The sequence below is a fragment of the Cryobacterium zongtaii genome, assembly GCF_002909375.1.
In the GTDB taxonomy this organism is placed as follows: Bacteria; Actinomycetota; Actinomycetes; order Actinomycetales; family Microbacteriaceae; genus Cryobacterium; species Cryobacterium zongtaii.
This window is the reverse complement of the sequence record NZ_PPXD01000015.1, coordinates 1-25,384: the sequence shown is the minus strand read 5'-3', so window position 1 is coordinate 25,384 and position 25,384 is coordinate 1. Positions and strand designations below refer to the sequence as shown.

Sequence of the window (25,384 nt, the reverse complement as noted above, 5' to 3'; positions counted from 1 at the left end):
CTACCGTGCGCCGTCGGGGGAGTTCAGCCGTTTCAGCAGCAGGGCGAACTGCTGCAGGTCGGCTTCGGGCCACGAGGTCAGCCGGCCGTGCAGCAGGCTCTTGTCGCCTCCCGGCACGGCCGCCATCTTCTCCATCGCCAACGGGGTTGCCGCGAGGAACCTGGCGCGCCCGTCGGCCGGGTCCGCGGCCAGCTCGAGCAGGCCGAGGTCCTCGAGCAGCCGGGCCTGACGGCTGATCACACTGCGGTCCACCTCGAGCAACTCGGCCAGCGCGCTGGCGTGCGTGGGTCCGCAGCGTCGCAGGGTGCGCAGGATCTTGAGGCCGAACGGTTGCAGCGCCGGGTCGATGCGCAGGGCCGAATCGCGCAGGGCGCCGCGCACATAGGCCGCCAATTGCATCATCTGCTCCTCGACGTCGGCCAAGGCCTCGGCGGCCTCGGTCGCGGTGTCGGGGGACAGGGCGGCCGTGACGCCGGGCTCGGCGACCGGGGGAAGCTCGCCGTGGTCGGTCATGACCATCACACTAGCGACCGGTGCTCGGGTTTTCCGACGGGTCGGTGCCGGGCTGCACGCGGATCGAGCCGGTCGGGTGGGCCAGGCCCACCGGGGTGAGGCCGGCGGCGGCAGCGCCCACTTCGATCAGCATGTCCTCGGCCTCGAGTTCGCGCAGGTCGTTGTCCTCGAGGTTTTCGGGTGCCTTCTTCGTCGCCTGGGCCTTGGTCAGGGCGATGGCGGTCTGGGTACCGAGCGACGCGTTGGGCATCAGCGCGACCATCACCAGGGTGATCACGGCGAGCGGCACTCCGAGCAGGAAGACCGTGCCGACGCCGGTGCCGTAGGCCGACTCGACGACGACGCGGATGGCGTCAGGCAGGGTGTTGACGTGCGGGATGACGCCGGAGCCCAGCGTCTTCACCGCGATGGCCTGGTCGGCCGGCGCGAGGGTGCCGATGCCGTCCTTGATGTTCTGGGCCACGACGGTGCCGAGCACCGAGCCGAGAACCGAGACACCGATGGTGCCGCCGAGGCTGCGGAAGAACGTGACAGCGCTGGTGGCCACACCCAGGTTGGTGACGTCGATCGAGTTCTGAACGACCAGGACCAGGTTCTGCATGACCATGCCCAGGCCCGCGCCGAGCACGAACATGAAGATACCGACCAGGATCAGGTTGGTGTCGTACTGCAGGCTGCCGAGCAGCAGGAGCCCGGCGACGACGAGGACCGAACCAGAGACCATGACGGCCTTCCACTTGCCGGTGCGGCTGATCAGGGTGCCGAACAGCGTGGACGAGATGAGCAGGCCGCCCATCATCGGGATGGTGAGCAGGCCGGACTGGGTGGGCGTGGCCCCGCGGGCCAGCTGCATGTACTGGCTGAGGAAGACGGAGGTGCCGAACATCGACACGCCCACCGAGATGCTGGCGACGGTGGCGAGGGTGAAGGTGCGGTTCTTGAACAGCGTCAGCGGGATGATCGGCTCCGGCACCTTGAACTCGACGATCACGGCGGCGATGAGCAGCAGCGCGGCGGCGGCGACCATGACGAAGGAGGTGACGGATGCCCACTCGAAGTTGTTGCCGGCCAGGGTGACCCAGATCATCAGCAGCGAGACGCCGCCGGCGATCAGCACGGCACCGAGGTAGTCGATCTTCACCACGCGCTTGACCCGCGGGGGCAGGTGCAGGGTGCGCTGCAGGAGCACGATGGCCACGATGGCGACGGGCAGGGCGATGAAGAAGTTCCAGCGCCAGCCGAAGGCATCCGTCACCACGCCGCCGAGCAGCGGGCCGCCGACGGTGCCGAGGGCCATGACGCCGCCGAACAGGCCGGCGTACTTGCCGCGGTCCCGGGGGCTGATGATGTCGGCCATGATGATCTGGCTGAGCGCGGCGAGACCGCCGGCGCCGAGGCCCTGCAGCACGCGGAAGCCGATGAGGGTTCCGGTGTCCTGCGAGAAGCCGGCCAGTGCCGAGCCGATCACAAAGGTGGCCAGGGCCAGCTGGATGAGCAACTTGCGGTTGAAGAGGTCGGCGAACTTGCCCCAGATGGGCGTGGACACCGTGGTGGCGAGCAGGGTGGCGGTGATGACCCAGGTGTATGCGGACTGGTCACCCTTCAGGTCGGAGATGATGATCGGCAGCGAGGTGCTGACCACGGTTCCGGCGAGGATCGACACGAACATGCCCAGCAGCAGGCCGGACAGGGCCTCGAGGACCTGGCGCTTGGTCATGGAACCGTCGGCCGTGATGGGCCGGTTCGGGGGAGTGGTGGTGCGAGAACGGCGTGACATGAATCTCCAGCTAAATAATTGACAGATGTCAACTATAAATACATAGTGGACCTTTGTCAACTAGTTTGCGAAGCCGGGTGGGGTGCTGGCCCGATTTGCGCACCGCCAGGGGGATCCCGTATGGTGGGGAACAGCCAAAGACCGCCGGTTGTCGCTGCCCAGAAATGGAAAAGCGATCGAAGGTTCATTCACGTGAACGGCCCGCGCAGGTGTTCGAAGTTAGCCAGTCAAACTGGCCTCAGCTCCGGCGCTTGCGCTGGAGCTTTTTTCATGTCTGCGCCCCGGGCTACCGGCACATGAATATTTAGAGGAGCGCCATGGCGAACAAGGAAGCAACGGTCGCCGAGCTGCAGGAGAAATTCCAGAGCTCGACCGCCGTTCTGCTCACCGAGTACCGCGGACTCACTGTTGCGAAGCTCAAGGAGCTGCGCACGTCCATCAGTGAGGACGCCACGTACGCCGTGGTAAAGAACACGCTCACCAAGATCGCGGCCAACAACGCCGGCATCACGTCTTTCGACGAGGAGCTCGTTGGTCCGTCCGCTATCGCTTTCGTACACGGTGACCCTGTCGCCGTCGCGAAGAAGCTGCGTGCCTTTACCAAGGCAAACCCTCTCCTGGTTGTCAAGGGAGGTTACTTCGACGGTAACCCCCTGACCGCCGCAGAGGTAGGCAAGCTCGCCGACCTCGAGTCCCGTGAAGTTCTGCTCGGCAAGCTTGCCGGCGCCTTCAAGGCCTCGCTGTTCGGAGCCGCATATCTGTTCAACGCACCGCTGTCGAAGGCTGTTCGCACCATCGAAGCGCTGCGTGAAAAGCAGGAGTCCGCGAACTAGGCATCTGCCTGTACCGCGGTGAGTAACTAAGAAACTAATAGGAGAAAAATCATGGCAAAGCTTTCCACTGAAGAGCTGCTCGAGCAGTTCAAGGGCCTCACCCTCATCGAGCTCTCCGAGTTCGTCAAGGCATTCGAGGAGACCTTCGAGGTCACCGCGGCTGCACCCGTCGCCGTCGCCGGAGCCGCTGGCCCCGCCGCCGCTGCCGAAGAGGTCGAAGAGCAGAGCGCGTTCGACGTCATCCTCGACGCCGTTGGCGACAAGAAGATCCAGGTCATCAAGGTTGTGCGCGAGCTCACCAGCCTGGGCCTCGGCGAGGCCAAGGCCGTTGTCGATGGCGCGCCGAAGGCCGTCCTCGAGGGCGTTGCGAAGGAAGCTGCCGAGAAGGCAAAGGCTTCCCTCGAGGCCGCTGGCGCCACCGTCACCCTCAAGTAATCTCGCCCCGCAAGGGGTTAGTTGCTCGCACGGGCGTCGCATCCATTGGATGCGGCGCCCGCTGCCGTTAACCCGCGAACTGTGAGAAAAGCACCAAAACTCTCGAGTTTCTGGGGCTTTTCTCACGGGTCGCGGGCGATTCGGTCTGTATATGGTGGGGGGATGCCCGCAGCACTTCCTGACATCCTCGGGGACCTCGTGTCCGTCAACCACCGGCTCACCCGCGTCGCGGCCCGCGCAGCGCGCGGCACGGAATCGCCCGCTCTGTGGCGCACCCTCAGCGTGCTGCTCTCCAGCGGCCCGATCCGCCTGGGCGACCTGGCCGAGCGCAGCCGGGTCTCGCAGCCCACCGCCACCAAGCTGGTGGGCAGCCTCGTCGACCGAGGCTGGGTCGAACGCGCCGGCGACCCCGACGATGCCAGGGCCAGCCTCATCGCCAGCACCCCGGCGGGTGTCGCGGCTCTGATCGCCTGGCGGACCGAGCTGGTCGCCGCCCTGCTGCCCTACTTCGCCGACTTGCCCATCGACGATGTCGGCACCCTCGAACGCGCCGTCGCCATCCTGCGCGACAGGGTCGAGGTCGGCGAGCGGATGGCCGCACCGCACCGCGTAACGCCGCCGGACCGGATGGCGGCGGCGCCCCGCCCGGCCTCCGAGCCCCGGTGACCGCCCATTCAGCGTGTGCGGCCGGCCCGGTTAGTGCGAGCGGTGGTCCTGGACGGTCATGCGCGGGCCGCGGCGCGGGGCGCGGTAGCCGCTGCCCAGGATGAGGCGCACCACACGCTGGCGGTGTCCCGCGAAGGGATCGAGCAGTTCGAGCATGCCGTCGTCGTCGACGGGGGATCCGGTCAGGGCCCAGCCCACCTGGGCGGCCAGATGGTAGTCGCCCACGCTCACCGAATCGGGGTCACCGTGCGAGCGCTGAGTCACCTCCGCGGCGGTCCATCGGCCGACGCCGGGCAGGGACTGCAGCCGTCGTGAGGCCGTGACGGCGTCGACGGGCCGGTCGAGGGATGCCGCCACGGCCGCAACAGAAACGGCCGTGCGTGAGCGGCGCGGATCGACGCCGGCCCGGTGCCAGTCCCACGACGGCACCAGGCGCCATCGTTCCGGTCCGGGGGAGACCATCATCCCCGCTGGTGCGGGGCCCGGGGCCGCCTCGCCGTGCTGGCGGATGAGCCGGTACCAGGCCCGGTGGGCCTCGAGAGTGGTGACCTTCTGTTCGATGATTGCCGGGATCAACGCCTCGAAGACCAGCCCGGAGCTGCCCAGCCAGACGCCGGGGTTACGGCGGCGGACCTCGGCAAGAACACCGTGGCCGCCGAGGTCGAGTCCGGTCCAGTCGTCGCCGTCGCCCAGCAGGGCGGGTACCTGGGCGATGCACCACTCGGCGCCCGGTCCCCAGGCCTTGGCGTCGACGCCGCCGTCGGCGGCCTGCCGAAGCAACAGGGTCGCCGGTCCGAGCGGGGTGCGTTGGGTGCGCCAGAGCCCGGCGGCATCGGCGCGGGCGGTGGGGTCGCCGCGACCGCGACTGTGCGGGGCCATGGTGGCCGCCAGGTCGAACGGGCGCCGGGGTGCGTACCGGGTGGATGCCCGGGGGGTGGCATCCCGGTCCGTGCCGGCGGTGGCGTCGTCTGAAGGGTCGGAAATCATCCCCTCGAGGCTAACCCGCGCCGCTGACGGTCTGGGGCGACCACCCCAACTGTTGCGCACGGGCAACAGTTGCGGAGCCGGGTCACCGGGGTGCGCTGGTGCTGGAGCGCATGACCAGGTTGGTCGGCGCCCTGGTGAGACCGGGTGTGACCGGCGCCGACGGCTGCTCGAGCGCACCCAGCAGGGACTCAACGGCCATCCTGGCCTGGTTGCGCGGGTGCTGTTCGATGGTGGTGAGCCGGAACATCTCGGCATACGGATGGCCGTCGATGCCGATCACCGAGAGCTCGGACGGGATCAGGATGCCGAGCTCCCTGGCCGCGACGATGAGGCCGAACGCGATCTCGTCGCTCGCCGCGAAGACCGCCGTCGGCCGCCGGTGCGGATTACCGAACAGCGCCAGACCGGTCTCGTACCCCCCGGGAACCGTGAAGGCGCAGGGGGCGAAGCGGCCATCCCTGGACAGGCCGGCGGCGTGCATGGCCGTGTTGAAACCGGTGAGCCGTTTGGTGTGCACGGCAAAGTCCATCTGGTCCACCTGATCACCGCCGACATGACGGATGTCGGTGTGCCCGAGGCTGATCAGGTGTTCGGTGGCCAGGCGCGCGGCCGCGATGTCGTCGATCGCGATGGTATGCACGCCGGGGATCTCACCGCCGATGCCCACCAGAGGACGGCCCAGCCGGTGCAGGAGCTCCACCTCGGCATCGCTGAGCTCGACGCCCACGGAGATGACACCGTCGAACCGCTTGCGGGCGAGGAAGAAATCGAAGACCCGCTCCCGTTCGGCCGAATGTGCGGGGAGGTTGTAGAGCGTCATGTCGTAGCCCTCGGCGAGCAGGGACTGCTCGAGGCTCTCCAGGATCTCGGAGAAAAACCAGCGGCTGATGAACGGAATGATCACGCCGATGCTCTTTGTCCGGCCGGTCACCAGGCTGGCCGCATTGGGCGAGGCGACGTAGCCGATCAGGGCGGCGGCGTCGACCACCTTCTGACGCGTTTCGTCCGACACGTAGCCCCGGCCGCTGAGCGCCCGGGAGGCCGTGGCCTTGGCGACGCCGGCCATGCGTGCTACATCCGCGATCGCGCTCATGCCAGCCTCCCCGTCGTTGGAACCGCTCTGGCCACCATATCTCCTCGGCGGCCGGGCTGGAATCGGTTCCAGAAATTCGACACCGAAGTGTGACCGGTTTGAAGCGTCGCTGGCATGAGAGCGCGATCTTTGTCAATCTGTAACCATATTGGGCTTGTGTCGAACGAATCTGTGCCGTACTTTGTGGTGTGGAACCGGTTCCTTGTGCAACCGTTTCCAGCACGACGAGCAGTTCCTGCAGCACCTTGGTGTTTGTCCGGGGGATCCCGGCGCACCGCAACCACTCAACGAGGAGGAAGAATGCGGTCATTCCACCGCCGAATCACAGCACCCATCGCCATGGTCGCGATTGCCGGGCTGACATTGGCCGGCTGTTCCGGTGGTCCCGGCAGCACGAGCGCCGAAGCCGGAGCCGAGGGTGACGGTGTCGTCACCGTCTACGGCACCATCGCTGACACCGAGGCCGAGCTTCTCGAAGAGTCCTGGAAGGCTTGGGAAGAAGAGAACGACATCGACATCCAGTACGAGGCGTCGAAGGAATTCGAAGCTCAGATTGCCATTCGTGCTCAGGGTGGCAGCGCTCCAGACCTCGCGATCTTCCCGCAGCCCGGCCTGATGGCCGACCTCGCCAGTCGCGACTTCCTCAAGCCGGCCCCCTCGTCCGTTGAAGACAACGTCGACGAGTTCTGGTCCTCCGACTGGAAGGCATACGGCACCGTCGGCGACACGTTCTACGGCGCTCCGCTGATGGCCAGCGTCAAGGGCTTCGTCTGGTATTCCCCGGCCAAGTTCACCGAGTGGGGTGTCGAAGTTCCCGAGACCTGGGACGAGCTCCTCGCCGTGACGAAGACCATCCAGGAGAAGACCGGCACCGCCCCGTGGTGCGCCGGATTCGGCTCTGGTGACGCAACCGGTTGGCCGGGCACGGACTGGGTCGAGGACCTCGTTCTGCGTGAGGCCGGCGCTGAGACCTACGACAAGTGGGTTGCCAACGAGATTCCGTTCACGGACCCGGCGATTGCATCCGCATTCGACTCCGTCGGCGAGATCCTGCTGAACCCGTCCTACGTCAACGCCACCTTCGGCGATGTGAGCTCGATCAACAGCATCGCGTTCGGTGACGTAGCCACGCCGCTCGCCGAGGGCACCTGCGCCCTGCACCACCAGGCATCCTTCTTCGACGGCTTCATCACGGATGCCGGCGGCGAGGTCGGTCCCGACGGTGACGTGTGGGCCTTCATCACCCCGGCCCAGGAGGCCGGTAGCCAGGCTGTCACCGGTGGTGGCGAGATTGTCGGAGCGTTCTCGGACGACGCAGACACCCAGGCCGTGCAGACGTACCTCTCCAGCGATGACTGGGCGAACAGCCGCGTCAGCCTCGGCGGGGTCATCAGCGCCAACTCGGGTCTCGACCCGGCCAACGCGCAGAGCCCGATCCTGCAGGAAGCCATCAAGATCCTTCAGGACTCGGAAACCACTTTCCGCTTTGACGCCTCCGACCTGATGCCCGGCTCCGTTGGCGCCGGCACCTTCTGGAAGGGAATGGTCAACTGGATCAATGGAGCCCCGACGGGTGAGGTGCTCACGAGCATCGAAGCCGGCTGGCCCTCCAACTAGTCTGGTTCGACAACCGGCTCGTCTAACAGCCCAACCGTGCGGGTCGTCCTCTGAGGAGGGCGACCCGCACCCCCTACTGGTGTATCGGGGCGGTTGTATTCCGCCCCACCAGCAAAACACTGTGAGTCCGCAGTCGTACTCGAGAGGTTTCACATGTCGGCATTCCTTGCCTGGCTGGCTGACTTGCCGCCCCTGGTTCAAGTCCCCATCATCATTCTCGCGTTCGTGGCCCTGGTGGCCGCGATCCTGTTCTTCGTCGAAATAGCCCCGCGAACGGGCACCGTTTACACCGTCATCCGTCTCGCCGTCTGCATCGCCGCACCCCTGCTGATCCTGGTCGCTGCCGGATCGTACTGGTGGGCCATCGCCGCGGCCGCCGTCCTCGGTGGGGTCTTCTTCATCGTCGACTACCGCTCGCGCTCCGGCGCCGGCTACCTCTTCCAACTCTTCGGCTTTCTCGCGCCGGCCATCCTGCTCCTGATCGTCGGCCTCGTCATTCCGACCATCCAGACCACGGTGCAGGCGTTCATGAACTCGCGGGGAACCGAGTTCATCGGCTTCGACAACTTCATCTGGGTGTTCACGCAGCCCGAGGCCATCCGCACCGTACTCAACACGATCGTCTGGGTGCTCATCACCCCGCTCGTATCGACGATCGCCGGCCTGGCCTACGCGGTCTTCATCGACAAGAGCCGCGGTGAGAAGTACTTCAAGATCATGGTCTTCATGCCTATGGCCATCTCCTTCGTCGGGGCGTCCATCATCTGGCGCTTCATCTACACGGCGCGTCCGGCCGACCAGAATCAGATCGGCCTGCTCAACCAGATCGTGGTGTGGCTCGGCGGCAACCCCGTCGACTTCCTCGCCGTCGCACCCTGGAACACGGTCTTCCTGATCGTCGTGCTGATCTGGGTACAAACCGGATTCGCCATGGTGGTGCTCTCCGCGGCCATCAAGGGTGTGCCGGCCGAGCAGCTGGAGGCCGCTGAACTCGACGGCACCAACGCGTGGCAGAAGTTCACCAACGTCACGGTTCCCGGCATCCGCAGCGCCCTCATCGTTGTCCTGACGACGATCTCCATCGCCTCCCTCAAGGTCTTCGACATCGTCCGGACCATGACGGCAGGCTCCAACGACACGAGCGTCATCGCGAACGAGATGTACACGCAGTTCAAGAACTTCGAGCAGGGCCGGTCCGCCGCCTTCGCCGTGATCCTGTTCCTGCTCGTCCTTCCGATCGTCGTCTACAACGCCCGCCAGATTCAGAAGCAGAGGGAAATCCGATGAGCGCGATTCTTCCGGTGGAGCTCCCCGTCGACAAGAACACCAAAAACCAGCTCCGCCGCGGCGAACGCCGCGGGGAGTTCACCGCGGCCAAGCGCACCAAGAAGCGGTTGACCAGCCGGGGCGCCACGATCGCGGCACTCGTGATCGCCGTGCTCTGGACGGTGCCCACCTTCGGTCTCTTCGTCTCCTCGTTCCGCCCGGCCCAGGAGGTGCGCACCACCGGATGGTGGACGCTCTTCTCGAACTGGGGCCTCACCCTGGACAACTACAGCGAGGTGCTCCAGGCCGGTAACAGCCAGCTGAATCTGGCCGGCGCGTTCATCAACTCGATCGCGATCACCCTGCCGGCCACGCTGCTGCCCCTGATCATCGCCAGCCTCGCGGCCTACGCGTTCGCGTGGATCAACTTCCGTGGCAAGAACGTGCTGTTCATCGCGGTTTTCGCGCTGCAGATCGTTCCGCTGCAGATGGCCCTGGTGCCGCTTCTGCAGTTCTTCTCACGGGGTGAGATCTTCGGCTTCCCGGTGGTCTCCTCGATCAGTGACGCCGGCGGCTATTCGCAGGTGTGGATCGCACACACGATGTTCGCTCTGCCGCTGGCCATCTATCTGCTGCACAACTTCGTGTCTGAGATCCCCGCCGACGTCATCGAGGCGGCGCGGGTCGACGGCGCCGGTCACGGGCAGATCTTCTTCCGGATCGTGCTGCCGCTGACCATGCCCGCGATCGCGTCCTTCGCCATCTTCCAGTTCCTCTGGGTCTGGAACGACTTGCTCGTGGCGCTGATCTTCGCGGATGGCGCGGTGGCACCGATGACCAAGCTGCTGGCCGAGATCACCGGTAGCCGGGGCCAGGACTGGCACCTGCTCACAGCGGGCGCGTTCATCTCGATCCTGGTTCCGCTGATCGTCTTCTTCAGCCTGCAGCGCTACTTCGTGCGCGGCCTGTTGGCCGGTTCCACGAAGGGCTAGCTTCCCCACCTGGCCGGGCCGGCACTGGACTCGGCTGCGACGGACCGGTCCCGGATTTCCGGGGCCGGTCCGCTGTCTTAGAGTGAGTCCATGAGCGGATCGCACGGCACGGGCGGACGTCCCCCTGAAGAGTTTCGTGGCCGCCGCAACCGCGTCAGCGGTGACGACCCGGCCGCCCAGAAGGCGCAGAACGCCGAAGCGCCCGAGATTCCCAACCTGTTCGGCCGCATCAGGGCCCTGTTCGCCCCGCACGCCCGGAAGCTCACCGTCACCGTCATCCTGGTGCTAATCTCTGCGGCACTGTCGGTGCTTCCGCCGCTGCTGATCCAGCGCGCGTTCGACGAGGGTCTGTTCCCGCCCTCCGGCGGCCCGGACCTGCAGCGGCTGACCGTGCTGGTGGCGCTGATGATTGCGGCCTATCTCACCACCGCGCTGCTGGGTGTCTGGCAGACCTGGCTCACCGCAACCGTGGGCAACTCGGTGATGGGTGAACTGCGGGTGCGGCTGTTCACCCACCTGCAGGCGATGGAGCTGAGCTTCTTCACCCGCACCAAGACCGGCGTGATCCAGTCCAGGCTGCAGAACGATGTCGGCGGGGTGGCGAGCGTGCTCACCAACACCGTCTCCAGTGTGCTCGGCAACGCCGTCACGGTGATCGCCGCGTTCGTGGCAATGCTGCTGCTCAACTGGCAGCTGACGATCGTGGCCGTGATCCTGATGCCGATTCTGGTCTTCGCACAGCGCCGGGTGGGCCGGGTCCGGGCCCGCATCGCGGGCAAGACCCAGGAGTCCCTCTCCGACATGACCGCGATCACCCAGGAGACCCTGAGCGTGTCCGGCATCCTGCTGTCCAAGAGCTTCACCCGGCAAAAGGCCGAGATCGCCCGGTACGCGCACGAGAACGACAACCAGGTGCACCTGCAGGTCAGCCAGCAGATGAGCGGCCAGTGGTTCTTCGCCATGGTCAGCATCTTCTTGTCCAGCATCCCGGCCATCGTCTACCTGGTCGCCGGCCTCCTCCTCACGAACGGCGCCACCGACATCACCGCGGGCACCGTCGTGGCCTTCACCACGGTGCAGGCGCGGCTGCTCTTCCCTTTGCTGGGGCTGATGCGGGTGGCCCTGGACCTGCAGACCTCCAGCGCACTCTTCGCGCGCATCTTCCAATACCTCGACCTCACCCCCGCCATCAGCGACGCTCCCGGAGCCCGCCCGGTGCCCGCAGTCACCGGCCGGGTGCAGTTCGACACCGTCACCTTCGCCTACCCGGATGCCGACGCCGACGCCCGGCCGACCCTCGACGCGGTCTCGTTCACGATCGAACCCGGCGCGTTCGCCGCCTTCGTCGGGCCCAGCGGCGCGGGCAAGACCACGGTGTCGTACCTGATCCCGCGCTTCTACGAGGCGACGGGCGGCCGGGTGCTGTTCTCCGGGGTCGACGTGCGTGACCTCGAGCAGGAGTCGCTGGTCTCCCACATCGGCATCGTCAGCCAGGAAACCTACCTCTTCCACGCGACCATCGCCGAGAACCTCCGGTACGCCAAACCCGAGGCCACGGATGCCGAGCTCGAGATCGCCGCGCGGGCCGCGAACATCCACAACACCATCGCGTCTTTCCCGGACGGCTATGACACCGTGGTCGGCGAGCGGGGCTACCGGCTCTCCGGCGGCGAGAAGCAGCGGGTGGCCATCGCCCGGGTGCTGCTGAAGGACCCTGAGGTGCTGATCCTCGACGAGGCGACCAGCGCCCTGGACGCGATCTCCGAGCGGGTGGTGCAGGCCGCCCTCGATACCGCTTCCCGCGGGCGCACGACCATCGCCATCGCCCACCGCTTGTCGACGATTGTGACCGCCGATGTGATCTTCGTCATCGACCACGGTCGCGTCGTCGAGGCAGGCACCCACCAGGAGTTGCTTGCCGAGGGCGGCACCTACGCATCCCTCTACGCAGAGCAGACCCCCGTGCAGGCTCGCGAACTGTGAGATAAGCCCCGAAAACCTCGAGTTTCTGGTGCTGAGGTCACGGCTCGCGGTCGGCGAGCATGGACTCCATGAGGGTGATCTCGGCCTCCTGGGAGATGATCACCGAGTTCGCAAAACCGAGCACCGAGGTGTTGTTGGCACGATCTTGCACCGACTCGGCCATTTCGACGGCGCCCAAGTGGTGGGCGATCATCAGGGTGAGAAATCGGCGCTCGGCGTCGACTCCCGTCGATGCGGTGAGGTCGGCGATCTCCTCGTCGGTGGCGAGCCCGGGCATCGGGGCGCCCGGGGTGTGGGTTCCCTCGGGGTGCGCGTGAGAGGTGTCCGAACGGCCGGGCCGGGTCATCCAGGTCATCGAGGGTTCGGGGCCGGCCTGGGACAGGTCCCACTCGGTTAGCCAGCCGTAGAGCTGGCCGGCCTGCTGCGCCTGGGTAGTGGCGATGTCGTAGCCGAGCAGGCGCACATCCGCCGCCTCGGTGCGGTCGCGGATGATCATGGCCAGTTCGACCCCCTGCAGGTGGTGCACCTGCATGTCGCGCGCAAAACCGGCCTCGGCGCTGGTCGATGTGGGCGTGGGATTGTCGATGGTGCTCAGCCGGCCGACGGAGAAGCCGACCAGGCCGATCGCGACGGCCGCAATCGCGGCCGTGACGACCAGCGCGGCACGCCGGGCCGAGCTACGCCTTTCCGGGGGCATCGTAGGCGCCGGTGCAGAGCGCGCCGGGTTCGGGAACGTTGTTGCTCTTCCAGTGCTCTTCGAAGAACGCGGCGATGCGCTCATCGTCGGCCGAGTCGACCTGCAGTTGCACGTTCCAGCCGCTCACCACGATGGGGGCGGGCAGGCCGTCGAACGGCGAGAGGATCACGTAGGTAGACGGGAGCGCCTGCTTGAGCGTGGCCAGCTCGTCATCGGAGATGGCGGGGTCGTAGGTCACCCAGAGGGCACCGTGCTCGAGGGAGTGCACGGCGTTCTCGTTCGGCACTGGTTCGGTGTAGACGCCGCAGTTCAGCCAAGTTGGATTGTGGTCGCCGCCGGCGGGCGGGGTCTGCGGGTACGAGACGGGGGTCTCCACGTGCAACGAGGCGTTCTCGAACGTTTCCACACCGTCGATGTCGGCACCGTCGCCACCGGCGGAGTAGCTCGCGCTCTGCGGGGTGAGCACGATCGAGGTGATCAGCAGGCCGATGACCGCGACGGCCACGGTGATCCCGCTGATCAGGCCGATGCGCCGGTTGCGGGCGCTGCGTTTTTGATCGCGGTGGTACTGCTCGAGCTTCTGGGCGCGCTGCGCCGCCCGTTGCTGCTTGACGCCGGGCTTGGGCGACGAAGATCCGGATGTGCCGGTGGGCGGGGCAGGGGTCACGAGGGGCCTCTTTCGTTTGCTGTGCACTTATTCGAACGCATGCACCGGTGCGTGGGCTTCCTCGGTTTGTGATCTCACAGATGCTTCACAGGCTGGCCGCGCCTCCCGGGCGGCGACTAGAGTGAAGGAGTGATCACCCTGACGTCGTGTCCCTGTTGCTGCTTTCGCTAGCCGACCCGCACACTCACACTCTCGGTACCAGGACCGCCCACCCAGGCCAGCGGCCACGCCTGCATCGTCCCGCGACACGTCGATCGACGTAAGGATCCCATCATGAAAATCGCTGACACCATTCTCGACCTCATCGGCAACACGCCGCTGGTCAAGCTGCACAAGGTCACGGAGGGCGTGTCCGCCACCGTGCTGGTCAAGCTCGAATACCTCAACCCCGGCGGGTCCGCGAAGGACCGCATCGCGACCCGCATCATCGACGCCGCCGAGCGTGACGGGCAACTGCTGCCGGGCGGCACCATCGTCGAGCCGACCTCCGGTAACACCGGCGTCGGCCTGGCCCTGGTGGCCCAGCAACGCGGCTACAAGTGCGTATTCGTGCTGCCGGACAAGGTGGGCGAGGACAAGCGCAATGTTCTCACCGCCTACGGCGCCGAGATCGTCGTGACACCGACATCCGTCGCCCCCGACGACCCCGAGTCTTACTACAGCGTGTCGGACCGCCTCGCCCGCGAGATCCCCGGCGCCTTCAAGCCCAACCAATACGCCAACCCGAACGGCCCGCTCAGCCACTACGAGTCCACCGGCCCGGAGATCTGGCGCGACACCGACGGAACGGTCACCCACTTCGTCGCCGGCGTCGGCACCGGCGGCACCATCACCGGAACCGGCCGCTACCTGCGGGAGGTGTCGAACGACGCCGTGCGCATCATCGGCGCCGACCCCGAGGGGTCGGTCTACTCCGGCGGCACCGGTCGGCCCTACCTCGTCGAGGGCGTCGGCGAGGACTTCTGGCCTGGCGCGTACGACCCGGCCGTTCCGCACGAGATCATCGCGGTCTCCGACGCCGACTCCTTCGCCATGACCCGCCGTCTCGCCCTCGAAGAGGGCATCCTGGTCGGCGGCTCCAGCGGCATGGCGGTCGTCGCGGCGCTGCGGGCCGCGAAGGACCTGCCCGCCGACGCCGTCGTGGTCGTGCTGCTGCCGGACGGCGGCCGCGGCTACCTGGGCAAGATCTTCAACGACGGCTGGATGCGGAGTTACGGCTTCTCGAATGCGCCCGCCGGTCACACCGTCGCCGACCTGCTGCACTCCAAGACCGGCACCCTTCCGGCGTTCGTCTATGTGCACCCGAACGACACCGTGCGCGACGCCATCGAGACCATGACCTCGGCGAGCGTGTCACAGCTGCTCGTACTGACGGCCAAGCCGCCCGTCGTGATGGGCGAGGTTGTCGGTGCGCTCGACGAGCGCAGCCTGATGGGCCGGGTGTTCTCCGGCGAAGCCCAGCTCACCGACAAGGTCGGCTCGATCGTGGGCGACGCCCTGCCACTGATCGGCGTGAACGAGCCCGTCGGTTCGGCGCGCGCCGCGTTCGCCGAACACGATGCGCTGCTCGTCACCGACGGCGGCAAGCCGCTCGGCGTGATCACCCGGCACGACCTCCTCACCTACCTCAGCGTCTGAAAGCGATAACACCATGAGCCAGTCCGAGAACCAGAAGTTCAACACCATCGCCATCCACGCCGGTCAGGAATTCGACCCGACCACGGGCGCCGTCATCCCGCCGATCTACCAGACCTCCACCTACGTGCAGGACGGCATCGGGGGACTGCGCGGCGGCTACGAGTACAGCCGCGGCGGCAACCCCACCCGCACGTCACTGGAAACCATGCTCGCCGCACTCGAAGGCGGCCGGCACGGGCTGTCGTTCGCCAGCGGCCTCGCCGCCGAGGACAGCCTGCTGCGCGCGGTCCTCGTTCCGGGTGATCACGTGGTGCTCGGCAACGACGTCTACGGCGGCACGCACCGGCTGATCAACCGAGTGCACGGCGCCTGGGGTGTGCGCAACACGACGGTGGAGATGAGCGACCTGGCCGCTGTCGAGGCCGCGATCCTCCCCGGCGAAACGAAGATCCTCTGGGTGGAGACGCCGAGCAACCCGCTGATGAAGATCAGCGACATCGCCGGCCTCGTCGAGATCGGCCACCGGCACGGCGTGCTCGTGGTCGTGGACAACACCTTCGCGTCCCCCGCCCTGCAGCAGCCCCTCGCCCTCGGCGCCGACGTCGTCGTGCACTCCACCACCAAGTACCTCGGCGGACACTCCGACGTCATCGGCGGCGGCCTGGTCATCAACGATGACGAGCTCGCCGAGAAGGTCAAGTTCATCCAGTTCGCGGCCGGCCCGGTGTCCGCGCCGCTGGACGCCTGGCTCACCGTGCGCGGCATCAAGACCCTCGCGGTGCGGATGGACCGGCACAGCAGCAACGCACTCACCATCGCCCGGTACCTCCAGACCCACCCCGCCATCGAGAAGGTCTACTACCCGGGCCTGGAAAGCCACCCCGGCCACGAGCTGGCCAAGGCCCAGATGAGTGCCTTCGGCGGCATGCTCTCCCTGGCGTTCCGCGGCGGCGAAACCGCGGCCCGGCGGTTCGCCGAGTCGATGCACCTGTTCCAGCTGGCCGAATCGCTCGGCGGCGTCGAATCGCTGGTGAACTACCCGTCCGAGATGACCCACGCCTCGGTGCGCGGCACCGAGCTCGAAGTGGCCACCAACATCGTGCGCCTGTCGGTGGGCATCGAAGACATCGACGACCTGCTGGCCGACCTCGCTCAGGCCCTGCCCAGCGCCTGAGGCCGGCGCCGGGTGGTGCTGTGGCAGCACGCGGTCACTCCGGGGTGGCGGGAAGTCGATGAACCATGTCAGTTCTGCCATTGGCGGGGCCGCGCGGATCGGGCACACTGGACCCAAGGGAGCGGTTTTGCTCCCAACCAGGTCTTTTCCCCTCCCCGTGACCGATCAGAGAGAACTCCTATGCCGGCTTCCGCCTCCAGCTTCGTCGACCTCAGCCACGAGATCAGCGCGGGGCTGGCGACCTACCCCGGACTGCCGGCGCCGGTGATCACACCGCACCTCACCAGGGCGGATTCGCGCAGCCGTTACGCGGAGGGCACCGAGTTCGCCATGGACACCATCACGATGATCGGCAACACCGGAACGTACCTCGACAGCCCGTTCCACCGGTACGAGGGCGGGGTCGACCTGGCCGGGCTGCCGCTCGAGGCTCTCGCCGACCTGCCCGCACACGTGTTCCGCTGCGAGCAGGCGTCGGAGCGAGGGATCCCGGCGGCTGTCTTCGACGGCCTGAACCTGGGTGGAACCGCCGTTCTGCTGCACACGGGGTGGGACCGCCATTTTGGCACGGCAGCTTACGCGAGCAGTGCGCCGTTCCTCACCGGGGACGGCGCCAGGGCGTTGGTGGCCGCCGGCGTGACCCTGGTGGGAATCGATTCCCTCAACATCGACGACACCGAGTCCGGCGGGGAGCGGCCGGCGCACTCACTTCTGCTGGCCGCGGGGATCCCTGTGGTCGAGCACCTCACCGGGCTCGGCGGGCTCCCCGACCGGGGAGCCCGATTCACCGCCGTGCCACCGCGGGTGCGGGACTTCGGCACCTTCCCGGTGCGGGCGTTCGCCCGGCTGCCCTGACCCTGCGACTGTTCCCCGTGCGGACACGTGCGCCCGGGGCGCCGGGAACAGTTGTCCGCACGGGGAACAGTTAGCCGCTATCGGACGCGGTGCACCACGCGGGTGAGTCCGGCCGGCACCAGGACGGTGCCGTCGACCGTGGCCTGGGTGAGCAACTCGGTTCCGGTGGCCGGCCAGGACTGGTCGGCATCCGTGTGGTTGATCACGAACAGGAACTCGTCGGTGTCGGTGGACCGGATGATGGTCTCGACGCCGTCGATGCCGCGGGCCGCCTCGAGGCCGGCGGTGTTGAGGACGTCCAGCAGCAGGGAGTCCAGGTCGGTTCCGGTCAGCTTGGTCGAGATGTACCAGGCCGACCCCGCACCGAACGCGTTGCGGGTGAGGGCCGGTCCGCCGGCGGCCGGGCCGTCCACGTACCGGGCCAGCACCTCAGCGGTGGAGACCTCGATGTCGTCGGTCCAGGCGGTTCCGGTGCGGGAATCGCTGAGGGTGACGGTCTCGTTCTCGTGCAGGGGCAGGAACTCCGGGATGGTCAGGCCGAGCACCTCCCGGAGCGCGCCGGGCGCGGCTCCAGGGTAGACGGTGTCGTTCTCGTCGACGATGCCGGAGAAGTAGGAGACGACCAGGTGGCCGCCGTCCCGCACGTAGCCGTTGAGGTTCTCCGAGGCCGCCGGACCGGCGAGGTAGAGGCTGGGCGCGATAACGAGGTCGTAGCCGGTGAGGTCGTCGCGCGGATGCGCGAAGTCCACCGACACGTTGCGGTTCCACAGCGCCGTGTAGAAGGCCTCGAGGCGTTCGCGGTGGCCCAGTTCGGCGCTCGGGCGCCATTCGAAGTCCTGTGCCCAGAACGACTCGGTGTCCCAGAGCAGCGCGACGCGAGCCTGCACGCGGGAGCCGCGCACGGCCTCGAGGGACCCGAGGGTTTCGCCCAGGGCGACGACCTCGCGCCAGACCCGGGTCTCGGCTCCGGCGTGCGGCAGCATCGCGGAGTGGAACTTCTCAACGCCGAACCTGGAGGCCCGGAACTGGAAGAACAGGATGCCGTCGGCGCCGCGGGCCAGGTGGGAGAGTGAGTTGCGGGCCATCTCGCCGGCACGCTTGGCGATGTTGCGGGGCTGCCAGTTGACGGCGCCGGTGGAGTGCTCCATCAGGATCCACGGGGCGCCGCCGGCCAGCGACCGGGACAGGTCGGCATCCATGGCCAGCAACACATGGTTGTCGGCGCGTTCGGCCACCAGGTAGTGGTCGTTGGCGACGATGTCCACCTCCCTGGCCCACTTCCAGTAGTCGGGGGAGAGGCAATTGGTGGCCATGAAGTTGGTGGTCACGGGGATGTCCGGGGTGAACCGGCGGATGACATCGCGCTCGTTGATGTAGCACTCGAGCAACGCGTCGGAGGTGAACCGGTGGAAGTCCAGGCGCTGCGCCTGGTTGCTCACCGAGGCCGACTGGCGGGGCGCGTCGATCTCGTCCCACTCGCCGTACACCTGTCCCCAGAAGGTGGTGCCCCACTTCTCATTGAGGGTGTCAAGGGTGCCGTAACGCTTCTGCAGCCAGACCCTGAAGGCGGCGACGGAGTGGTCGTCGTAGGAGTCGCTGATGGGCGCACCGTACTCGTTGTGCACGTGCCAGAGCACAAGGGCGGGGTGGTTCGCATACCGGCGGGCGAGCTGCTCGGTGATGGCCGCGGCGGCCCGGCGGTAGTCGGGGCTCGACGGGCTGACCATGCCGCGGGAACCGTTGCCCAGGGTGATGCCGTCCCGGGTGACCGGCCGGGAGTCCGGGTATTTCTTCCAGAACCAGGCCGGCGGGGCCGCGGTGGGCGTGGCGAGGTCGATGTCAATGCCGGCCTCGTGCAGCAGGCCGAAGATGTCGTCGAGCTTGCTGAAGTCGTATTCGCCCTCGCGTGGCTCCAGGATGCCCCAGGCGAAGATCGCGATGCTGACCAGGTTGATCCCGGCCTGCTTCATCAGCTTGATGTCTTCCAGCCAGGTCTCGCGGGGCCACTGCTCCGGGTTGTAGTCGCCACCGTAACGAAGCCCGGTCGTGCCCTTCAACCACCGGTCTGTCGCGGGCGCTCTGGCGGGGAATGGGGTGTGGATCGACATTGGTCTAAGGCTCCTTCAACTGTGTGCGCTCCCAGTTCTAGCACAGCCGATTGGCATAATCCAGATCAGGACCGCATGTTGACACGGCTAGAAATGTGTGAATTACTAGTACCGCTCCCAGTCAAGCCCGAGTTTTCTCGATACGACAGCTGGGCGCCACCACACAGCACCCAGCTTTCATCAAGGAGGACGAATGCGCACGTCAATTCGGGTAGGGGCAGTGGCCATGGCCACGGCCGCCGCACTGCTCATGTCAGGTTGTTCGGCAAACACGGGCGGGGGTGACGACGGCCCGGTCGAACTGAACTACTGGGCCTGGGCCCCGAACCTCGAAGAGGTCGTTGACATCTGGAACGCGGAGAACCCCGACATCCAGGTCACCGTGCAGAAGCAGGACGGCGGCGACCCCGCCATCACCAAACTGCTCACGGCCATCAAGGCCGGCAGCGGTGCGCCCGACCTGATCCAGGCCGAGTACCAGAAGATCCCCACCTTGGTCTCCTCCGACGCTCTCGCCGACCTGTCCGAATACGGCGCCGGCGACGTCCAGGATGCCTTTGCCGACGGCGTCTGGGACTCCGTCACGCTCGGATCCGACGCGATCTACGCGATCCCCCAGGACAGCGGACCGATGATGTTCTTCTACCGGGCCGACATCCTCGAGCAGCTCGGCCTGGCCGTGCCCACCACCTGGGACGAATACGCCGACGTCGCCCGCGCCGTGCACGCTGCTGACCCGGCCAAGTACCTGGGCACCTTCTCGTCCAATGACGCCGGCTGGTTCACGGGCATGGCCCAGCAGGCCGGTGCCTCCTGGTGGGGCATCGACGGTGAGGCCTGGAGCGTCGACATCGCCGAAACCCCCACCGAAACCGTTGCCGGTTACTGGGGCGGCCTCGTCGAAGAGGGCGTCATCGACAACAAGCCCATGTACACGCCCGAGTGGAACGCCGGCCTGAACAACGGCGAACAGGTGGGCTGGCTGAGCGCCGTCTGGGCACCCGGCGTGCTCGGCGGCAACGCTGCAGACACCGCCGGCCTCTGGAAGGCCGCGCCGATGCCGCAGTGGGATGTCGACGCGCCCGCGACGGGCAACTGGGGCGGATCGTCAACGGCCGTCACCACTCAGTCCGACCACCCGGAGGAGGCCGCCAAGTTCGCCACGTGGCTGAACACCGACGCCGAAGCCGTCCAGGCCCTGGTCACCACGGCCGGGATCTACCCCGCCGACGCCGAACAGGCCAAGGCCGCGCTGACCTCCCCGCCGGAGTTCTTCAGCAACCAGCCGGACTTCTACGAGGTCGCCGCGGAGGTGGCCGACACCGTGAGCCCGTTCACCTACGGACCGAACGTGAACGTGGCCTACAGCGCCTATAACGACGAGTTCGCGAAGGCGGCCGACGCCAAAACCCAGAGCGCTTTCCTCGATGCCGTCACTGCCATGCAGAAGATCACCACCGACGACATGAAGAAGAGCGGCTTCACGGTCGAATAGACGCGGTCGGGTACCGTCGCGTCTCGCCCCGGAGAGTCCGCCGGCCCACCGGCCGGCGGACTCCCTCCACCATCCATCACCACCCCAGATCGTGTCGATTGAGGACAACCCGTGACAGTGACAGAGGCCCCCGTGGCCACCCGGAGCAGCACCCCGACGGTTCGCCGGGGACGCGGCACCTTTCGTTCGAGGGTGCTCGTGCCCTACGCCATGCTGGCGCCCGGCATCATCCTGTTCGTGGCCTTCATGGCCGCGCCCATCGTCTACACGCTCTTCCTGAGCTTCCAGAAGACCAAGGTGTCCGGCCTCGGTCTCGGCTCCGGCGCTCGCAGCACGGTCTTCGCCGGCATCGACAACTACGTCACGACCCTCACGAACACCGAATTCGGCGCCAGCGTCGGACGAGTGCTGGTCTACGGCTTCATCCTGATCCCACTGATGCTGGGCCTCGCGCTGCTCTTCGCCCTGCTGCTGGATTCCCGCCGCACCCGCGCCGCCGGCTTCTCCCGCACCGCCATCTTCCTGCCGTACGCCGTTCCGGCCGTGATCAGCTCCCTGCTCTGGGGCTTCCTCTACCTCCCCGCCGTGAGCCCGTTCTACTTCGTCTTCGACAAGCTCGGCTGGGACGTGCCCTCGCTGCTCTCCTCCGGCGGGGTCACCTTCGCGATCGCCAACATCGCCCTCTGGGGCGGCGTGGGATTCAACATGATCGTGATGTACACCTCCCTCAAGTCGGTACCGTCCGACATCTACGAAGCCGCCAAACTGGACGGAGCCAGCGAGATCCAGATCGCGCTGCGAATCAAGGTCCCCATCATCGCCCCGGCGATCGTGATGACCGCGCTGTTCTCGATGGTCGCCACCCTGCAGGTGTTCGCCGAGCCCACCACGCTCCGCCCGCTCACCAACTCGCTGTCCACCAGTTGGTCGCCGCTGATGCTGGTCTACCGGGATGCGTTCACCCGCGACGACATCTACTCCGCCGCCGCCACCTCGATAGTCATCGCCCTGGTGACCTTCGCCTTCTCATTCCTGTTCCTGCGCGTCGTGCAGAAACGCGCCTTCGGCCAGGAGGACTGACCCATGACAACCACACTCACGCCCACCCGGCCCGACCGCGCCCAGCGTAAGGCCGAGCGGGCCTCGGCTCGCACCTTCCGACAGAAGGCCAGCCCGGTATCCACCGGCATCCTCATCATCGGTGCGATCTACTGCCTGTTCCCGGTCTTCTGGGTCCTGATGGCGTCGAGCAAGGACAGCTCCGAACTGTTCTCCACCTTCACGCTGATGCCGAGCACCCACCTGTGGGACAACATCGTGCAGCTCAGCCAGTACCGCGACGGCCTGTTCTGGCGCTGGGTGCTCAACACCGCGATCTACGCGGGCGTCGGCGCCCTGGCCTCCACCTGGATCTCGGCGATCTCCGGCTATGTGCTGGCCAAGTTCGAATTCCCCGGCAAGAAGGTCGTCTTCTCGATCCTTCTGATGGGAGTGCTGGTTCCCGGCGTCATCCTGGCCATCCCGCAGTACTTCCTGCTGGCCGAGGTGGGCCTGACCAACACCATGTGGTCGGTGCTGCTGCCCCAGATCATCAGCCCGTACGGCATCTACCTGGCCCGCATCTACGCCGCTGCCTCCGTGCCCACCGAGGTCATCGAGGCCTCCCGCACCGAGGGAGCCGGCGAGCTGTACATCTTCAACCGCATCGCCCTGCCGATGATGGGCCCGGGACTGGTGACGATCTTCCTGTTCCAGTTCGTGGCGGTCTGGAACAACTTCATGCTGCCCTACATCATGCTCGGCGACGACAAACTGTTCCCGGTGACCGTCGGCTTGAGCGGCCTGCTCAACCAGGGCGCATCCGCACCGTCGATGTACACCCTCGTGATCACCGGCGCGCTGCTGTCGATCATCCCCCTGATCATCCTGTTCCTCGTTCTGCAGCGCTACTGGAAGGTGGACCTCGCCGCCGGTGCGGTCAAGGCCTGACGGTCGCTAGGCTTCACTCGTGACCCCGCCACCCGCCAAGCGCCGGCCGACCATCGATGATGTGGCCGCCGCTGCCGGCGTGTCCAGGGGCACGGTGTCCAGGGTGCTCAACGGCGGCCACTGGGTGAGTCCGGATTCGCTGGCCTCGGTCAACAGCGCGATCAAGAAGACCGGTTACCGGGTCAACCCGCACGCCCGCAGCCTCGCCACCAGCCGGGCGAATTCGGTGGCGTTCCTGCTCACCGAATCACACGACCGCCTCTTCGAAGACCCGAACTTCGCGGTGCTGATGCGCGGTGCGTCGAAGGCGCTGTCCGAACACGACATCTCGCTCGTGCTGATCATGGCCGGTAACGAGGACGAACAGCGCCGGGCGACCGAGTTCATCACCGCCGGTCACGTCGACGGGGTGCTGCTCGTGTCCTCGCACAGCGGCCGGCGCGGCCTGATCTCCGAGATCATCGCCGCGAACGTGCCGGCCATCGCCTGCGGGGTGCCGCTGGGCTTTGAGAGGAAGATGGGTTACGTCGCCGCGGACGACTACGAGGGGGCCAGGGAAATGGTCCGCTATCTGCACGGGCTCGGCCGTTCCCGTATCGCGACCATCGCCGGACCGGAAGATACCTCTGGAGGCATGCGTCGGTTCGAGGGATATGCCGACGAACTCGGGGCGGCCTTCGACCAGAGCTTCGTGGCCCGCGGCGACTACAGCCGGGCCAGTGGGGCGCTGGCGATGACCGAGCTCCTGGAGAGCCAGCCCGACCTCGACGCCGTCTTCGCGGCGAATGACATGATGGCGGCCGGCGCCATCGACGTGTTGCTGGCGTCCGGCCGCCGGGTACCTGACGACGTCGCCGTCGGCGGCTTCGACGACGCCCCAGTGGCGACCATGACCATTCCGGGTCTGACCACGATGCACCAGCCGTTCGAGAGGATCAGCGAGGAAATGGTGCGTTTGCTGCTGCGAGTCATCGATGGTGAACGGCCCGCCGCCATCGTGCTGCCCACCGATCTGGTGGTGCGCGAGAGCGCCTGAGTCGAGTGCGCTTCCGCGACAAGGTGCCCTTGTGACTGTCACATGGCTCCATTGCTGGGGCATGTGACCGTCACATAGTGCACTTCGTCAAGGCGCGTCGCGTGCATAATTGGGGTGCGTCCACAATTGTGACCGTGCACATTCGAACGAGGCCTCCTCCCGTGCCAGCTGATCTGCCCAAGAGTCGCGCACCCAGCATCCGGGATGTCGCGCGCCTTGCCGGCGTGTCGCACCAGACGGTCTCCAGAGTGCTCAACAACCACCCGAGCATCCGTGATTCGACCAAGGCCCGCGTGCAGCAGGTCATGGAGGACCTGCAGTACCGCCCCAACCGGGCGGCCCGTGCCCTGTCCCGCGGCACGTCGCGCACCATCGGGGTACTCGCGGCGTCGAGTTCGCAATACGGACCGGCCAGCAGCATCGCCGCCATCCAGGATGCCGCCCGCGAAGCCGGCTACTACGTCAACACCGCCAATCTCACCTCCGTCGACCCGGACACCATCGAGGCCGCCCTTGACCACCTGATGCTGCAGTCCGTGGAGGGAATCGTCGTCATCGCCCCGCAGATGCGGGTCTTCGACGTCCTCGAACAGCTCTCCATCGCCGTGCCATACGTGACCTTGCAGTCCACCGGGAAGCTGAATGAACACGGCCTGTCTTTCGACCAGATCTCCGGTGCCCGGGCCGCGACACGGCACCTCATCGACCTGGGTCATCGCAATATCTACCATCTGGCCGGTCCGCAGGACTGGATCGAGGCCGAGGCCCGCATGCGCGGCTTCCTCGACGAGATGGGGGCGATGGATGTGCCGACCACGGCGCCCATCCTGGGCGACTGGACCGCCGACTTCGGCTACTACGCCGGCCGCGAGCTGTTGCGGGTGCGCGATTTCACCGCCATCTTCTCGTCGAACGACCAGATGGCGCTCGGCCTGATGCATGCCATCAGGGATGCCGGACTGAGCATCCCGGGCGACGTCAGCGTGGTCGGCTTCGATGATATTCCGGAAGCGGCACATTTCTGGCCGCCGCTCACGACGGTGCGGCAAGACTTCCCCGAACTCGGTCGACGCTGCATGGCGCTGCTGCTCGACGACATCAGCGCCGTCTCCCCAGAGCGCCGCGGCGCCATCATCCCCGAGCTCGTCGTGCGGGCGTCCACGGGCCCGCCGGCGTTCTGACCGGCACCATCTGGCGCCAGGTCGGGCCCCTGATCAAGGCTGTTACCCAAAGGTGACAATCCGAACTTGACAGATGTTTCCCAGATGCGACTAACATGAGGTCAGCAATGTGACCGTTCACATTTGAAGTTTCACCCGTAGCACCTCAGACAAGGGAGTCGATTCTGTGAGCACGTCCACCGCGCAGCGCGCCGCACAGGCCGCAGCTGCAGACGAGTCTTACGCCTCCGGAATCGGCAACCCTGCAGCTGCCGCGGTGTCGGCATGAGCACCTTCGGCCCGCAGATCGAGGTCGCGATCGCGCGTGTGCGGGCGGATATCGCTCGGCTGCACGGTGAGCTGACGGCCAATGGCTTGGTGGTGTGGACCGGCGGTAACGTGT

The 25,384-nt window shown here is 66.8% G+C and carries 22 protein-coding genes and 1 pseudogene; 16 read left to right on the top strand and 7 right to left on the bottom strand.

All coding sequences use genetic code 11. From position 1 onward, the window contains the following. Window positions 1–513 (bottom strand): MarR family winged helix-turn-helix transcriptional regulator, encoded by a 513-nt coding sequence (locus C3B61_RS10205; protein ID WP_103460571.1) that lies wholly within the window; start codon window positions 511–513, stop codon window positions 1–3. Between the two features lie 10 nt (window positions 514–523). Then, window positions 524–2,290, bottom strand: coding sequence for an MDR family MFS transporter (locus C3B61_RS10200; RefSeq protein WP_425266417.1), 1,767 nt, complete (start codon window positions 2,288–2,290; stop codon window positions 524–526). Between the two features lie 317 nt (window positions 2,291–2,607). Here C3B61_RS10200 and rplJ point away from each other — a divergent pair, with 317 nt between their 5' ends. From rplJ to C3B61_RS10185, 3 genes are all read left to right on the top strand, one after another. Beyond that, on the top strand, window positions 2,608–3,123 hold the full coding sequence (gene rplJ / locus C3B61_RS10195) for a 50S ribosomal protein L10 (RefSeq protein ID WP_088455040.1): 516 nt from the start codon (window positions 2,608–2,610) through the stop codon (window positions 3,121–3,123). 51 nt (window positions 3,124–3,174) lie between these two features. Further along, window positions 3,175–3,558, top strand: coding sequence for a 50S ribosomal protein L7/L12 (rplL, locus tag C3B61_RS10190; RefSeq protein ID WP_066592329.1), 384 nt, complete (start codon window positions 3,175–3,177; stop codon window positions 3,556–3,558). Between the two features lie 162 nt (window positions 3,559–3,720). Then, entirely contained in the window at window positions 3,721–4,224 is a 504-nt protein-coding gene (locus tag C3B61_RS10185; RefSeq protein WP_103460516.1) for a MarR family winged helix-turn-helix transcriptional regulator, read from the top strand. 30 nt (window positions 4,225–4,254) lie between these two features. On the opposite strand, the gene C3B61_RS10180 is transcribed toward C3B61_RS10185, so the two are convergent. Then, the gene (locus tag C3B61_RS10180) at window positions 4,255–5,211 is read right to left on the bottom strand and encodes a DNA-3-methyladenine glycosylase family protein (protein ID WP_103460515.1); all 957 of its coding nucleotides are present in this window, start codon (window positions 5,209–5,211) and stop codon (window positions 4,255–4,257) included. Window positions 5,212–5,293: 82 nt separating this feature from the next. Further along, the gene (locus tag C3B61_RS10175) at window positions 5,294–6,304 is read right to left on the bottom strand and encodes a LacI family DNA-binding transcriptional regulator (protein ID WP_103460514.1); all 1,011 of its coding nucleotides are present in this window, start codon (window positions 6,302–6,304) and stop codon (window positions 5,294–5,296) included. Between the two features lie 300 nt (window positions 6,305–6,604). Here C3B61_RS10175 and C3B61_RS10170 point away from each other — a divergent pair, with 300 nt between their 5' ends. From C3B61_RS10170 to C3B61_RS10155, 4 genes are all read left to right on the top strand, one after another. Further along, window positions 6,605–7,921 carry an ABC transporter substrate-binding protein gene (locus C3B61_RS10170; RefSeq protein WP_103460513.1) on the top strand — a complete coding sequence of 439 codons (1,317 nt, stop codon included), beginning with the start codon at window positions 6,605–6,607 and terminating at the stop codon, window positions 7,919–7,921. Between the two features lie 153 nt (window positions 7,922–8,074). Then, window positions 8,075–9,208 carry a carbohydrate ABC transporter permease gene (locus C3B61_RS10165; protein ID WP_103460512.1) on the top strand — a complete coding sequence of 378 codons (1,134 nt, stop codon included), beginning with the start codon at window positions 8,075–8,077 and terminating at the stop codon, window positions 9,206–9,208. Beyond that, on the top strand, window positions 9,205–10,179 hold the full coding sequence (locus C3B61_RS10160) for a carbohydrate ABC transporter permease (RefSeq protein WP_088455046.1): 975 nt from the start codon (window positions 9,205–9,207) through the stop codon (window positions 10,177–10,179). Before C3B61_RS10165 ends, C3B61_RS10160 begins: the two co-directional genes overlap by 4 nt. Before the next feature lie 90 nt (window positions 10,180–10,269). Then, window positions 10,270–12,162, top strand: a complete 1,893-nt coding sequence (locus C3B61_RS10155) for an ABC transporter ATP-binding protein (protein ID WP_103460511.1) — start codon at window positions 10,270–10,272, stop codon at window positions 12,160–12,162. Window positions 12,163–12,199: 37 nt separating this feature from the next. Here the strand turns inward: C3B61_RS10155 and C3B61_RS10150 are convergent, their stop codons facing one another. Both C3B61_RS10150 and C3B61_RS10145 read right to left on the bottom strand, forming a co-directional pair. Then, the gene (locus C3B61_RS10150; protein WP_103460510.1) at window positions 12,200–12,859 is read right to left on the bottom strand and encodes a DUF305 domain-containing protein; all 660 of its coding nucleotides are present in this window, start codon (window positions 12,857–12,859) and stop codon (window positions 12,200–12,202) included. After that, window positions 12,840–13,526: a DUF3105 domain-containing protein gene (locus C3B61_RS10145; protein ID WP_103460509.1), complete on the bottom strand. Its 687-nt coding sequence runs from the start codon at window positions 13,524–13,526 to the stop codon at window positions 12,840–12,842. The genes C3B61_RS10150 and C3B61_RS10145 overlap by 20 nt, the downstream gene beginning before the upstream one ends. A gap of 273 nt (window positions 13,527–13,799) precedes the next feature. Between C3B61_RS10145 and C3B61_RS10140 the strand changes: the two genes are divergently transcribed. The 3 genes from C3B61_RS10140 (at window position 13,800) to C3B61_RS10130 (ending at window position 17,193) form a co-directional block, all read left to right on the top strand. Beyond that, a complete protein-coding gene (locus C3B61_RS10140; protein ID WP_103460508.1) occupies window positions 13,800–15,164 on the top strand; it encodes a cystathionine beta-synthase in 1,365 nt (454 codons plus the stop codon). A 13-nt stretch (window positions 15,165–15,177) separates the two neighbouring features. Further along, window positions 15,178–16,338, top strand: a complete 1,161-nt coding sequence (locus C3B61_RS10135; protein WP_103460507.1) for a cystathionine gamma-synthase — start codon at window positions 15,178–15,180, stop codon at window positions 16,336–16,338. Between the two features lie 180 nt (window positions 16,339–16,518). Continuing rightward, window positions 16,519–17,193, top strand: a complete 675-nt coding sequence (locus tag C3B61_RS10130; protein WP_103460506.1) for a cyclase family protein — start codon at window positions 16,519–16,521, stop codon at window positions 17,191–17,193. Window positions 17,194–17,270: 77 nt separating this feature from the next. Here the strand turns inward: C3B61_RS10130 and C3B61_RS10125 are convergent, their stop codons facing one another. After that, on the bottom strand, window positions 17,271–19,301 hold the full coding sequence (locus C3B61_RS10125) for a beta-galactosidase (RefSeq protein WP_103460505.1): 2,031 nt from the start codon (window positions 19,299–19,301) through the stop codon (window positions 17,271–17,273). A 193-nt stretch (window positions 19,302–19,494) separates the two neighbouring features. Here C3B61_RS10125 and C3B61_RS10120 point away from each other — a divergent pair, with 193 nt between their 5' ends. The 6 genes and pseudogenes from C3B61_RS10120 to C3B61_RS20055 form a co-directional block, all read left to right on the top strand. Beyond that, window positions 19,495–20,796 carry an ABC transporter substrate-binding protein gene (locus C3B61_RS10120; protein ID WP_103460504.1) on the top strand — a complete coding sequence of 434 codons (1,302 nt, stop codon included), beginning with the start codon at window positions 19,495–19,497 and terminating at the stop codon, window positions 20,794–20,796. A 210-nt stretch (window positions 20,797–21,006) separates the two neighbouring features. Beyond that, window positions 21,007–21,876 carry a carbohydrate ABC transporter permease gene (locus tag C3B61_RS10115; RefSeq protein ID WP_088457822.1) on the top strand — a complete coding sequence of 290 codons (870 nt, stop codon included), beginning with the start codon at window positions 21,007–21,009 and terminating at the stop codon, window positions 21,874–21,876. Between the two features lie 3 nt (window positions 21,877–21,879). Continuing rightward, entirely contained in the window at window positions 21,880–22,785 is a 906-nt protein-coding gene (locus tag C3B61_RS10110; protein WP_088455055.1) for a carbohydrate ABC transporter permease, read from the top strand. Between the two features lie 19 nt (window positions 22,786–22,804). Further along, the gene (locus C3B61_RS10105) at window positions 22,805–23,821 is read left to right on the top strand and encodes a LacI family DNA-binding transcriptional regulator (RefSeq protein ID WP_103460503.1); all 1,017 of its coding nucleotides are present in this window, start codon (window positions 22,805–22,807) and stop codon (window positions 23,819–23,821) included. 161 nt (window positions 23,822–23,982) lie between these two features. Continuing rightward, window positions 23,983–25,002: a LacI family DNA-binding transcriptional regulator gene (locus C3B61_RS10100; protein ID WP_103460502.1), complete on the top strand. Its 1,020-nt coding sequence runs from the start codon at window positions 23,983–23,985 to the stop codon at window positions 25,000–25,002. A 264-nt stretch (window positions 25,003–25,266) separates the two neighbouring features. Continuing rightward, a pseudogene (locus tag C3B61_RS20055) lies at window positions 25,267–25,384 on the top strand (L-ribulose-5-phosphate 4-epimerase); the annotation flags it as partial.